Annotated in this window: 10 protein-coding genes; 6 read left to right on the forward strand and 4 right to left on the reverse strand. The window is 58.7% G+C overall.

Annotated elements, in window-relative coordinates; all coding sequences use genetic code 11:
• Positions 1 to 4: 4 nt before the first annotated feature.
• On the reverse strand, positions 5 to 1,378 hold the full coding sequence (locus BM069_RS02020; RefSeq protein WP_093319609.1) for a M20/M25/M40 family metallo-hydrolase: 1,374 nt from the start codon (positions 1,376 to 1,378) through the stop codon (positions 5 to 7).
• Positions 1,379 to 1,632: 254 nt separating this feature from the next.
• Between BM069_RS02020 and hemA the strand changes: the two genes are divergently transcribed.
• From hemA to ispG, 3 genes are all read left to right on the forward strand, one after another.
• Positions 1,633 to 2,868, forward strand: a complete 1,236-nt coding sequence (hemA, locus tag BM069_RS02025; RefSeq protein ID WP_093319612.1) for a 5-aminolevulinate synthase — start codon at positions 1,633 to 1,635, stop codon at positions 2,866 to 2,868.
• A gap of 113 nt (positions 2,869 to 2,981) precedes the next feature.
• Positions 2,982 to 4,181, forward strand: a complete 1,200-nt coding sequence (locus BM069_RS02030; protein ID WP_093319614.1) for a helix-turn-helix domain-containing protein — start codon at positions 2,982 to 2,984, stop codon at positions 4,179 to 4,181.
• An 83-nt stretch (positions 4,182 to 4,264) separates the two neighbouring features.
• On the forward strand, positions 4,265 to 5,395 hold the full coding sequence (gene ispG, locus BM069_RS02035; protein ID WP_093321226.1) for a flavodoxin-dependent (E)-4-hydroxy-3-methylbut-2-enyl-diphosphate synthase: 1,131 nt from the start codon (positions 4,265 to 4,267) through the stop codon (positions 5,393 to 5,395).
• 169 nt (positions 5,396 to 5,564) lie between these two features.
• Here ispG and BM069_RS02040 read toward each other — a convergent pair whose 3' ends face one another.
• Positions 5,565 to 6,311, reverse strand: coding sequence for a DsbA family protein (locus BM069_RS02040; protein WP_093319617.1), 747 nt, complete (start codon positions 6,309 to 6,311; stop codon positions 5,565 to 5,567).
• 13 nt (positions 6,312 to 6,324) lie between these two features.
• On the reverse strand, positions 6,325 to 7,659 hold the full coding sequence (locus tag BM069_RS02045) for a M48 family metalloprotease (protein WP_093319619.1): 1,335 nt from the start codon (positions 7,657 to 7,659) through the stop codon (positions 6,325 to 6,327).
• Positions 7,660 to 7,715: 56 nt separating this feature from the next.
• Between BM069_RS02045 and BM069_RS02050 the strand changes: the two genes are divergently transcribed.
• On the forward strand, positions 7,716 to 8,861 hold the full coding sequence (locus BM069_RS02050) for a pyridoxal phosphate-dependent aminotransferase (RefSeq protein WP_093319622.1): 1,146 nt from the start codon (positions 7,716 to 7,718) through the stop codon (positions 8,859 to 8,861).
• An 86-nt stretch (positions 8,862 to 8,947) separates the two neighbouring features.
• On the opposite strand, the gene BM069_RS02055 is transcribed toward BM069_RS02050, so the two are convergent.
• Positions 8,948 to 10,759: a GGDEF domain-containing protein gene (locus tag BM069_RS02055; protein WP_093319625.1), complete on the reverse strand. Its 1,812-nt coding sequence runs from the start codon at positions 10,757 to 10,759 to the stop codon at positions 8,948 to 8,950.
• A 152-nt stretch (positions 10,760 to 10,911) separates the two neighbouring features.
• On the opposite strand from BM069_RS02055, the gene BM069_RS02060 reads away from it, so the two are divergent.
• A complete protein-coding gene (locus tag BM069_RS02060) occupies positions 10,912 to 12,132 on the forward strand; it encodes an N-acetylmuramoyl-L-alanine amidase (RefSeq protein WP_093319627.1) in 1,221 nt (406 codons plus the stop codon).
• Positions 12,133 to 12,197: 65 nt separating this feature from the next.
• Complete coding sequence (locus BM069_RS02065; protein WP_093319630.1) at positions 12,198 to 12,632, forward strand: NUDIX hydrolase; 435 nt, start codon at positions 12,198 to 12,200, stop codon at positions 12,630 to 12,632.
• Positions 12,633 to 12,657: the final 25 nt, after the last annotated feature.

Genomic DNA, 12,657 nt, shown 5'->3' on the forward strand with positions numbered 1-12,657 from the left:
GGTGTCAGGCGCTGAGTGCATCCAGAATGCGGGCCCAAGAGCGGATACCTTTGTGAAAGCTCTCCAGATCGTATTTTTCGTTGGGAGAGTGGATCTGGTCATCATCCTTGCCAAAGCCAACAAGCATGGCATCCACGCCCAGCAGATCCTTGAAGAAACCGGCAATCGGGATTGAGCCGCCGCTGCCGACATAGGCCGCAGGATAAGGCCATTCGTCAGACAGGGCCTTGCGGGCCTTGTCAAAGGCCGGATTGGCAATAGACATCTGCGAGGCCGGCGAGCCCTTTTCGGTGCGGTAGTCCACGGTAAAGCCTTCGGGCATGTAGCTTTCGAGGTGTTTGCGGAAACTCTCGCGAATCTTGTCCGGATCCTGTTGTCCGACAAGGCGGAAAGAAACTTTGGCCGAGGCTTCGGAGGGGAGAACGGTTTTGAAACCGTCGCCCGTATAGCCGCCCCAAATGCCGTTCACGTCACAGGTGGGGCGAGACCAGATTTGCTCAAGCGGGGTGCGGTCCTTCTCGCCCGCGGGGGTTGTGAGGCCAACGTCGCCAAGGAAGGTGGCGTGGTCAAAGCCGAGGCTTTGCCATTGCGCGCGCACTTCGTCCGGCAATTCGGGAACGTCGTCGTAAAATCCGTCCAGAGTGACGGCGCCGTTTTCGTCATGCAAATCGCCAAGCGCTTTGGTCAGGACGCGGATCGGGTTCATCGCCACGCCGCCATACATGCCGGAATGCAGGTCACGGGTGGGGCCGGTGATGGTGAAATCCTCGGCCAGTAGGCCGCGCAACATGGTGGTGATGGCGGGCACTTTGCTTTCGTGCAGGCCGGTGTCACAGATCAGGGCGATGTCAGTGGTCAACTCGTCGGCGTTTTCCTGCATGAAAGGCACGAGAGACGGCGACCCGCTTTCTTCTTCGCCTTCAAAAAAGAAGGTGATTTTGCAGGGCAGGGTGCCGTGAATGGCTTTCCATGCGCGGCAGGCCTCAACAAAGGTCATGAGCTGGCCTTTGTCATCGGACGCGCCACGGGCGCGGATCACTTTGCCAGCCGGGGTGTCTTGCAGTTCCGGATCAAACGGGTCGCGATCCCAAAGTTCGATCGGGTCGATCGGTTGCACATCATAGTGACCGTAAAACAGCAAATGCGGGCCGTCGCCGTCGACATGACCCACAACCATCGGATGCCCCGGGGTGACACGTTTTTCCGCCGTTGCCCCAATGCTTTGCAAGTCCGCAACCAACCAATCCGCGGCAGCATCGCAATGATCCTTGTAGGCGGGGTCAGTGGAAACCGACGGGATGCGCAGAAGCTCGAATAGGCGGTCGATGGCTTCGGGCATATCCTGATCGATTCTGGCAAGTATTGCGTCAAGCGACATGGCGGTCTCCTTCGTGGGGTTGGTCACGCACCGTTAACCCTTTGGTGCGACGATTTGCGGGAGCCTATCACCGGGTTTTGCACTGTCCAGCCTCGCAAAAGAGGAATTTGATCGATATCAAGGCCCTTAGTCGATCTGGTAAGCAATTTGTTGCTCGGAGAGAGGGTGTGGCGTTACACTGGGTGTCGTTGCATCAGCCAATATGAAGGTCAGCGTGAAAGCTGTGCCGGACAAGATAGCGAAGGGAAGCCCCTGTGGAGCACAAAGCAGAGTTCACGGCGAAGCTGGATAAAGCGCTGAACGATCTTCATGAGGAAGGTCGGTATCGCACGTTCATCGACATTGAACGCCAGCATGGCAATTTCCCACACGCCACCTGGACCCGTCCTGATGGCACGTCGCAGCCGATCACCGTTTGGTGTGGTAACGATTATCTTGGAATGGGGCAGCATCCGGTTGTGACTGCGGCCATGCACGAAGCGATTGATGCCACCGGCGCCGGTTCGGGCGGTACTCGCAATATTTCGGGCACTACGGTTTATCACAAACGGCTTGAGGCCGAACTGGCAGATTTGCACGGCAAGGAAGCGGCGCTTCTGTTTACCAGCGCTTACATTGCCAATGACGCAACCCTGAGCACGTTGCCCAAACTGTTTCCTGGCCTGATCATATATTCGGATGCGTTGAATCACGCGTCCATGATTGAAGGCGTGCGCCGCAATGGCGGAGCCAAGCGGATTTTCCGTCACAATGATGTGGCCCATCTGCGCGAGCTTCTGGAAGCGGATGATCCGCAGGCGCCCAAGCTGATTGCCTTTGAATCGGTCTATTCAATGGATGGCGATTTCGGCCCGATTGAGGAAATCTGTGATCTGGCGGATGAATTCGGTGCGCTGACCTATATCGATGAGGTACACGCGGTGGGCATGTATGGCCCGCGTGGCGGTGGTGTCACTGAGCGTGACCGTCTTGCGCATCGCATCGACATCATCAATGGCACCTTGGCCAAGGCCTATGGTGTGATGGGTGGTTATATCGCTGCGTCGGAAAAAATGTGCGACGCCGTGCGGTCCTATGCGCCGGGTTTCATTTTCACCACGTCGCTGCCGCCGGCGGTGGCCGCAGGGGCGGCGGCGTCGGTCGCGCATCTGAAGAAAGATCAGGATCTGCGCGACCAGCATCAGACTCAGGCCAAAATCCTGAAACTGCGTCTCAAGGGACTTGGTCTGCCGATCATCGATCACGGCAGCCACATCGTTCCGGTGATTGTTGGCGATCCGGTACACACCAAAGTTCTGTCCGATCACCTGTTGTCGGATTACGGAATTTACGTGCAACCTATTAACTTCCCGACGGTGCCAAGGGGCACAGAACGGCTGCGTTTCACTCCGTCGCCGGTGCATGGTCCGAATGAAATGGACAAGCTTATCAATGGGATGGACGCTCTGTGGAGCCACTGTGCGCTGAATCGTGCCGATATGGCGGGTTGATTTACCGCGCCCTGTGATTTTTACGATTTTCTGTTAGGATCGTGGTAACAACAGGGACCGGTCCGAATCGACGATATAGGCAAACGGATCGGCATTACGATGGGGCGTATGGCATGATCGGGCGCAAGGCGAAGCGCAAAACCGAAGACGTAGAAACACGGCCCAAGGGCTATGACGACTTTGATGTTCGTCTGGGCGATATGATGCGCGGTGAGCGTGCGACGATGGGGAAATCGTTGCTGGATGTTCAACGGGAATTGCGCATTCGCGCCGCATATGTCGCCGCCATCGAAAATTGTGATCCTTCCGCCTTTGAAACTCCGGGGTTTATTGCAGGTTACGTGCGGTCCTACGCGCGGTATTTGAACCTCGATCCTGAACAGGCGTTTTCCCAGTTTTGTGAAGAAAGCGGCTTTTCCACGGCGCATGGCATGTCGGCTGCGGCCTCGACCATTCGCAAGCGCGAGCCGGTGGTGGCCACTGGCAACGGCGCTGATCCTTTTGCCACTCCGAACACGCCCTTTGCGCCGATGCAGGATTCGATCCTGTCCCGCGTAGAGCCGCGCGCCATCGGATCGTCCTTGGTTCTGGTCGCGTTGATTGCGGCCATCGGCTATGGCGGTTGGAGTGTTCTTAATGAAATTCAACGCGTTACCCTTGCTCCGGTAGAGCAGGCGCCAGTGGTTCTGGCGGATCTTGATCCGGTTGAAACTGCGCGTGCGGATGTTGATCGTCCGCAGCAGGACGCCACGCAGGCAGCAGGACTTTATACGCCTCCAAGCGAAGCGCTGGATCGGCTGTATCGCCCGCAAGCGCTGGATGTGCCTGTGCTGGTTGCGCGGGATGCGCCGATTTCACAGCTGAGCCCCGACACGTTGGGGTTGTTCACACCGGAAACCCCTGTGCTTGCAGAGATTTCGCCGGAACCGGCGGGTATCATCGTGCCGCAGGTTGTGGCTGACGGAACGCCTGATGTTGTGCTGATGGCGGTGCGCCCTGCGTGGGTGCGTGTGCGCTCGGCTGAAGGCACGGTTTTGTTTGAGAAAATTCTGGATGCCGGAGAAGAATATACCCTTCCTGCAACCGAAGATGCGCCGACGCTGCGCGCGGGCATGTCGGGGTCGGTGTATTTCAAAATTGGCGGCCAAATCTATGGTCCGGCCGGTGAAGGCACAGGAACGGTTCGAGATTTGGCTTTGGAACTCAATAGTTTGCAGCAGGATTTTGAGGTCGCGGATCTGAACAGCGATCCTGAACTGGCGCGGATTGTGGCGCTGGCTGCCGCGCAGAACGTGATTGTCGAGGACGAGTGACACGCCCGTGATCACACGGCGCATTGCACCCAACAGCAACAGAGATTAGACAGGCCCCAAACCCAATGGTGAGGGGCTTTTTCATGTCTATGAACCACATTCGACCCTGGCGGAATATCGAGCGGCGCAAGTCACGGCAGATTATGGTCGGCAATGTGCCTGTTGGAGGCGACGCGCCGATTGCGGTGCAGACCATGACCAACACCGACAGCGGCGACGTAAAAGCCACGCTTGGTCAGGTACTGGCCGCGGCAGAGGCCGGCGCGGATATTGTGCGCATCTCTGCTCCGGATGTGGCGGCGACCACCGCGCTGAAGGAAATCTGCAAAGAAAGCCCTGTGCCGATCGTGGCGGACATCCATTTCCACTACAAACGCGCCATCGAGGCGGCAGAGGCCGGAGCGGCCTGTTTGCGGATCAATCCGGGCAATATTGGTGATGAGAAACGCGTCAAGGAAGTCATCAAGGCGGCGCGCGATCATGGCTGTTCGATCCGGATCGGGGTGAATGGCGGATCGCTGGAAAAGCATCTGTTGGACAAATACGGCGAGCCTTGCCCCGACGCGATGGTCGAAAGCGGGCTGGATCATATTAAGATATTGCAGGACAATGATTTTCACGAGTTCAAGATCTCGGTGAAGGCGTCGGATGTGTTCATGTCCGCGGCCGCGTATCAGATGCTGGCGGACGCCACTGATGCGCCCATACACCTCGGGATTACCGAGGCTGGCGGCTTTGTCAGCGGCACGATCAAATCAGCGATCGGGCTGGGTCAGCTTTTGTGGATGGGCATTGGTGACACGTTGCGGGTGAGCCTGAGTGCGGACCCTGTGGAAGAGGTCAAAGTCGGTTTTGAAATCCTCAAGAGCCTTGGTTTGCGCCACCGTGGGGTGAACATCATCAGCTGCCCGAGCTGTGCGCGGCAGGGGTTTGATGTGATCAAAACGGTTGAAGCCCTGGAAGAGCGACTGGCCCACATTCACACGCCAATGAGCCTGTCGATCATCGGTTGTGTGGTCAACGGACCAGGTGAGGCGCTGATGACCGATGTCGGGTTCACCGGCGGCGGCGCGGGGTCGGGCATGGTGTATTTGGCGGGCAAGCAAAGCCACAAGCTGAGCAATGAGGCGATGGTGGATCACATCGTTGAGCAGGTCGAAGCCAAGGCAGCGGAAATCGAAGCGGTAAAAGCGGCGGAAGATGCTGCTGAGTAACGCTTTAAGTTTCAGTCATTAACAATCTGAAAATCAAAGAAAAACCACTGTCGGTGCTGCGTCGGTAAAACGTCGGTATTGCGTCGGTGCGTTTTGGCGCTCGGGCGTTTGTGAAGGCATCGGTCGGGCGTTGGTGTTGGGGGCGCGCAGGACGCACCCCCGTAGGATGTCAGCCGCGTTTGTCGGCGACCAGAGCGCGCATGTTTTCCAGCGGCAGATAGCCGCGCAGCAGCTCGTCCTTCATGACAAATGTCGGCGTGCCGGAGATTTGCAGGGCGCGGGCCAGTTGCTGCGTTGCGGCCAGTTCTGCGTTGACCTCTTCGCTTTCCATACGGGCAATCACCGCATCGCCGTCAAATCCGAGGCTGGTGGCGAGTTTGGACAGGGTGGCGTCAGACGGGTCTTTGCGCATGGTGATGAGGGCATCATGCGCCTGCTTGTAGGCCTCAGCCCCGTGCAGCTGCTTCATCGCGATGGCAAAGCGGGAGGAGGCGACAGAGGCCTCGCCCAGAATCGGGAATTCCTTGACAATCAGCTTGATGTTGCCATCCGATTTCACGAGTTCAGCAACTTCGTCATGGGCTTTGCGGCAATACCCGCAGCGGTAGTCGACAAATTCAACCAGCGTGATGTCGCCCTCTGGATTGCCGCCGACCCAGCTAAAGCCGTCGTTGAAAATCTGGTCGGCATGGGAGGACACCAGCGCCACGTCCCCCGCGGCCTGTGCAGCGGCCTGGCGTTCCTCAAGAACAGCGACGGCTTCCATGATGACCTGTGGATTGTCCAGCAAGTAGGCACGGACTTCGGCGCGGAAGGCGGCACGCTCTTCGTCTGACATGGAGGACAGATCAAAGGCGGCAAGAGGCGCTGCGGCGATGGACAGGGCCAAGGCGGATGTGGCGAGGATACGTTTCATGGGAACAACTCCGTTATCGTTTTTTAGCTTTGGCACGCTTGGCGGCGGCCAGAATGTCATCAGCACGGCGATAGGCGCTTGAGCCGCGCGGCAGAAGGCCCAAAGCGCGTTGGGCGTGAATTTCGGCGTCTTCGAGCCGACCTGCAAGGGCATAGCGTTCCGCGGTTGAGACCGACGCCATACCGTTGTTTCCAACCTGCGCATAGGCCAATCCGAGGTCGCGCAGAACGCGCATGTTGCGGAAATCGAGGTCGCGGGATTTTTCCAGATAAGTCAGCGCTTCTTTGTTCTGGTCCACGGTCATCAGCGCGCGGCCCAGATTACCGAGGATGAGGCCGTCGCGCGGAGCCAGATCAGCGGCTTTGCGATAAGCTGTGACCGCGTCTTGGAATTGGCGGGATTGCAGGTGGATCTGACCCTTGAGGTCGTAATATTGCGCATCCGTGGGACGCAGTGCGATTGCTTTTTCGATGTGGTTGAGTGCCTTGGCGCGGTCCTGCTGACGGTGATAGGCTACCGCAAGGCGCATGTGACGGACATCCTCGTAGGGGCTTTCGCTATAGCGTTGGAATGTCCATTTCACGGGGCGCTTGAAGGCGGTAACCTTGGCGCGGGCGCGTTCGTACCAGTAGTCCAGTTCCGGTTGCGGTTTTGACTTGCCCGAGTAGGCCGCCACAAAACGCTCGGTGGCGCGAATGCGGTCCCGCGTCAGCGGGTGGGAGCGCATGTAGGGATCCTGACGGGTGACGTTGAGGTGTTCCTGACCTTCAAAGATTTTGTGAACCGCAATCAGGCCGCTGGGGTCAATGCCGGCGGAAGCCAGATAGCGGATGCCGGATTGATCGGCGGAGGCTTCTTCGGCGCGGGTGTGTGCGAGGAACTGGCGTTGAGCGGAGGTTTGCGTGCCAAGAGCAAGGCCCGCAGCCACGTCGCCGCGGCCCGTTGCGGCCGCCACGGCGAGTGCCAGCGCTAGGCCAAGCCCTGCGGCGGTGCGGGCGCTGTCGAGATTGGCCATGCGACGTGTTAGATGGCCGTTTGCGATATGGGCTGCTTCATGCGCAACCACCCCCTGAAGTTTTTCAGGCGTGTCGAGGCGCATCATCAGGCCGGTGTGAATGTAGATATGCCCGCTGTCGATCACAAAGGCGTTCAGGCTGTTGTCGTCGATGAGCAGGATTTTAACGGTTCCACCGAGCCCTGAGGCCCGCAAAACGGGGGCAGCCATGCGAGCGAGCGCATTTTCGATGTCGCTGTCGCGGATCAGCGTTGCGGCGCGGGCTGGTGCTGTGGTCCAAACAAGCAAAAGCGCGGCGACCAAAGTGGTCACAAAAGCAGGCAAAGCGCGCATTGACGGCGCAGGTGTTTTTGGATGAAACCACATGAGGGCCAATAGGGAGCAAAACGATGCGGAACTCAAGGCGTGGGGCGGTTGATCCCTTCATTGTGATGGATGTGATGGAAGCGGCGCGTCAGGCAGAGGCGGACGGGCGTCGGATTGTCCATATGGAGGTGGGCCAGCCAGGCACAGCAGCGCCGAAAGGGGCGCAGGCCGCGCTGGCCGAGGCGATGGGTGATGACGCCTTGGGATACACGGTGGCGCTGGGGCTTCCGGCGTTGCGGGCGCGAATCGCGCAGCTTTATGGCGACTGGTATGGTGTGGATCTGGATCCGGCGCGGGTGGTGGTGACATCTGGCAGCAGCGGGGCGTTTTTGCTGGCGTTTACGGCGTTGTTTGACGCGGGTGACCGCGTGGCCATCGGGGCACCGGGTTATCCGAGTTATCGCCAGATTTTGAAAGCGTTGAGTTTGCAGCCGATTGACGTGCCAAGCGTGCCGGAAAACCGGTTGCAGCCGGTGCCGGATGATTTGCAGGCAATGGGTTTTGAGGGGCTGATGGTGGCGTCACCTGCCAATCCGACAGGCACGATGCTGGATCGTTCGGCTATGGGCGCGCTGATTGATTTGTGCCGCGAGAAAAATGCGGCGTTTATCAGCGACGAGATTTATCACGGCATTGAATACGAGGCGAAGGCGGTGACGGCGCTTGAGCTGACGGACGACTGTTATGTGATCAACTCGTTTTCCAAATACTTCAGCATGACCGGCTGGCGCGTTGGCTGGATGGTGGTGCCACAGGATCATGTGCGCAAGGTGGAGCGGTTGGCGCAGAACATGTTTATCTGCGCGCCCCATGCCTCGCAGGTAGCAGCCTTGGCGGCAATGGAGTGTCACGAGGAGTTGGAGGCCAATATGGCGGTCTATCGCGCCAATCGCCAGCTGATGATCGAGGGCTTGCCAAAGGCGGGATTTGACAAGTTCGCGCCGCCGGATGGGGCATTCTATTTTTACGTGGATGTGAGCGATTACACCGACGACAGCCGCGCCTTTGCGCGCTGGATACTGGACGAGGCCGGTGTTGCCGTCACCCCGGGGTTGGATTTCGATCCCGTGCGCGGGGCGACCACGTTGCGGTTTTCATATGCGCGCGCGACCGAGGACATTGCCGAAGGGTTGGCACGGCTGGGGACTTTCATGTCTAAGGTTCGATAAATTATCTAATTTCAGATAGTTACAGGGATTTTCTGATGTGAGTTTGCGCGTCGGATTCGGCTTGGGCAACGGATACTGGAAGCCGGTTAGGGGCGGCCTGAGCAGGTCTCGACTCGGTTTCTGCCATTGGCTTTGGCGGAATAGAGCGCGGCGTCTGCGCCGTTGAGCAAAGTTTCGGCGGATTTGGTGAAGTTGCGGTTGGTTGCGGCAACACCGAAGCTACAGGTGACGGAGATTTGCGGATCATCCAGCAATGGGCGGCTGGCGATGGCGCTGCGCAGGCGTTCCGCGGTGGCGACACCTTCGGCGGTACTACAATTGGGCAGGATCAGAGCAAATTCCTCTCCGCCATAGCGGCAAAGGCGATCGGTTTTGCGCAGATCGAATGCGGTGAGCCGGTGGGCCAAAGCCTTGAGCACGGCATCTCCGGTCGGATGGCCGTAGGTGTCGTTGATGGATTTGAAGTGATCAATATCAAACAAAACAACGGTGAGTGGTTGTTTGGTCTCAACTGCATCCAGCCAGTTCCGCGCCCAATGGTGGTCAAAGGATTGCCGGTTCAGAAGGCCTGTGAGGTGATCGTGGCGTGACATGTAGATTGCGTCGTTGCGGTCTCGCGACAGTTGCTCTTTCTCGGCTTCCAAAAGGGCGGTTCGGGCGATGGCCACCGAGGCGCGGTTGCCGATGATCTGGCTGAGGATCATCATCAGATACACCACGCTGAGTGGGATTAGGAAGGCTCCGTAAGTATCGCTGACGGAAGCATAAATGTCGTTCATGCCCGCCCCCAGACAGAGCAGTGTTGAGATGCCCAGAATACGGGCTTCGCGATTGCCGGATCTGAGGGCAGAAGCGATATGAAGAACGCCGGGAATGAAGCTGACTACGGCGGCGATCTGGGCGACAATGAGCACATCAGAAATGCGGTCCAGCGGCACCAGTAGCGCTGTGGCGCCGATCAGGTGCAGAACAACGTGCAACAGCCGGCGCGGCCGGCGGCGGGTCGGGCGCGGAAACAAAACCTCAAGCATGATCAGAACCCAAGAGGCCAAAACCGGCACCAGCCCAATCTCTATTCGCATGCGCAGGCCATGCCATTGCGCCCCAAAGAACATTTCTGGAAGATTTTCGACGGCGAGCGCGCGCAAAATAACAAAGAACGTGATCGTAGCCAGCAATCCTGCGGCGGGTTCGCGGAGTTTGGAGGCATAAAGCATCACGTTTCGCAGCATGATCAGAAGCAACATCCCGATCGTCAGACCGGCAAGCAGCGACCGGCGGTTGTTCGAAAGCTGTGCAGTGGTCGCACGAGCAACAAAGGGCGCCTTTGAGATGCCGCCCCAAGCAAACATGGTTTTTCGCACATGAAACACCAGAAAGCCGTCACCTGAGACCGGCAAAGCGTGGTTTAGAAACCGTTGGGCGGCCAGCGCGTCGCCGGTGAGGTTGCCCTCCTGCGCGATCAGGACCGCGTTGTGAGGGGTGTCCGCAGGTGCCCAAAACACTCTGTAGGCGTCGTGGACGACGCCCATACTCAATGCCAGATCTGCCTCTTGGATTTCGGGAAGAGACAGCGCCGCGACGAAGGTTGCCACGCCGTGATCGCGCGGATTGGTCGCGTCCTTGGGAAGTTTTCCTGCCCAGTTGGACGGCACAGGCATGACCGGATAGGCCTTGTCCTTAAAGCTTTGGACGGCTTGTTCGGGGGGCAGGAGTTGGTTCCATGCGAACATCCAAGGGCCGTTAAGAACAAGCGTCGCGGTGCTGTCATCAAGCAGGCCAGTGGCGTCAAAATTGGCGTAGTCTGCCCGTGCCATGGTTCCGGATCCGGCCAGAAGCGCGGCGAACAACGACACGCAGAGAATCGAGAGCCATTTTCCCATAGGTCGACGGGCCATTAATCTGTCTGTTTCAGGTTCGGCATAGAACGGATTGTTTAGGGGGCGGTTAACGCCAACGGATTTGTGCGGGCCTCTTGTGGAGTGGTGTCGACAGGGGAGGTCGTGTAGGCTGCGCCAAACTGCCCGTTAGAGGTTTGACGAGAGGGATCATGAGCAAATTCTTTGCACTGGTGATGGCTGTGTTGCTGGGGGCTGCGGCCCATGCGCAGGAGTTTTCCGCCTTGGCGCGGCTGGATGCCAACAAAAGCGGTCTGACGGAGGGCTGGCGCGGAGCGGTGACGCTTGAGCTTGGTCTGAGCCAAGGGGTGCCTTGGCGAATGTTTCATCTGGATGAGCCGCGACGCTTGGTTCTGGATTTTCGAGAAGTGGACTGGGGAAGCACCGAAGCGGCGGACCTTGGATCAGCTCAGGGTGTGGGCGCAGTGCGCTTTGGTGGCTATCGACCGGGCTGGAGCCGGATGGTGCTGGATCTTGAGGCGCCTTTGATGGTGCAAAGCGCCGAGATGGCGGTTCAGGATGGCGCAGGGGCTGCGGTTCTGACGGTGACGTTGGAACCCGGGACGGCGGAGGACTTCGCAAAGGGTGCAGGCGCGCCTTATGATCCGCGTTGGGATTTGCCAAAACCGGAAACCGATGGTGTTGCCAGTAGCACCAAGCCGGAATGGGCGCCGACGGTTGTCTTGCTGGACCCCGGTCACGGTGGCATTGATCCCGGGGCCGAGCGGGATGGGGTTCAGGAAAAGGCGCTGATGTTGAGCTTTTCCCGAGAGTTGCGAGACACGCTGCGCCGTGCGGGTGGCTTTGAAGTGCATGTGACGCGGGATGCGGATGTATTTGTATCGCTGGAGGGCCGTGTAGCGCTGGCGCACCAGCTTGGCGCAGATGTGTTTATCTCGCTGCATGCGGACAGCCTAAGTCAGGGCCATGCGCAGGGGGCAGCGGTTTATACTCTGTCCGAAGAGGCGTCTGACGCGGCTTCGGCGCTTTTGGCAGAGCGCCACAATCGCGCGGATATTCTGTCGGGTGTGGACCTGTCGGGCGCGGATGACGAGGTGACGGACATTTTGCTTGATCTGGCGCGGCAGGAAACCGAACCGCGGACAGAAGTTTTGGCCAATCTGATGGTGCATGGCATCAAAAACGCCACAGGATCGGTAAACAAAAAGCCGCGCCGAGAAGGGGCGTTTTCCGTGTTGAAGGCGGCGGATGTGCCTTCGATCCTGATCGAATTGGGTTTTATGTCGTCGGAAAAAGACCTTGCCAATCTGCTGGATCCCGGTTGGCGGGCCTCGATGGCGGCGGGTATTCGCGACGGGCTTCAGGCGTGGGTGATCGAGGACAAGGCGAACAAAGCGCTGGTGCGGCAGTAGAAAATTAACCCTGCCGTGCACATCTGGGAGGCAGTGCGGCAGACATGAGATGGTGTGAGGGTGCGATGCGCGATTTTAGCGACTTTGACGGGGCCAAGGTGGCGATCCTTAAGGGGGCGCGACTGGTGACGATCTTGCGCGATGATACGCCTGACATTCCTTTTCCGAACATGTGGGATTTGCCCGGAGGCGGGCGCGAGAGCGGTGAATCCGCCGAGCTTTGCGTATTGCGGGAATTGCGCGAGGAGCTGGCGCTGCGGCTGGAGCCGGACCAGCTGACGTGGAAGAAACGGTATGCCGAAGGGCGGCAGGGAGAGCATGTCACATGGTTCTTTGTCGCGGAAATGCCCGATCTTGACGAAGGCGGGTTGCGCCTTGGCAGCGAGGGGCAGGCGTGGCGGATGATTGATACAGAGCGGTTTTTGCGGATGGAAAATGCGGTGCCGCATCTGAAGGCGCGGCTGGCGGAGTATCTTGGAAGTCGCGCACGCGGGGGTTGATTTTGACGCCCGTTTCATTGCCAGA

This window comes from Shimia haliotis (assembly GCF_900114415.1).
Classification (GTDB): domain Bacteria; phylum Pseudomonadota; class Alphaproteobacteria; order Rhodobacterales; family Rhodobacteraceae; genus Shimia; species Shimia haliotis.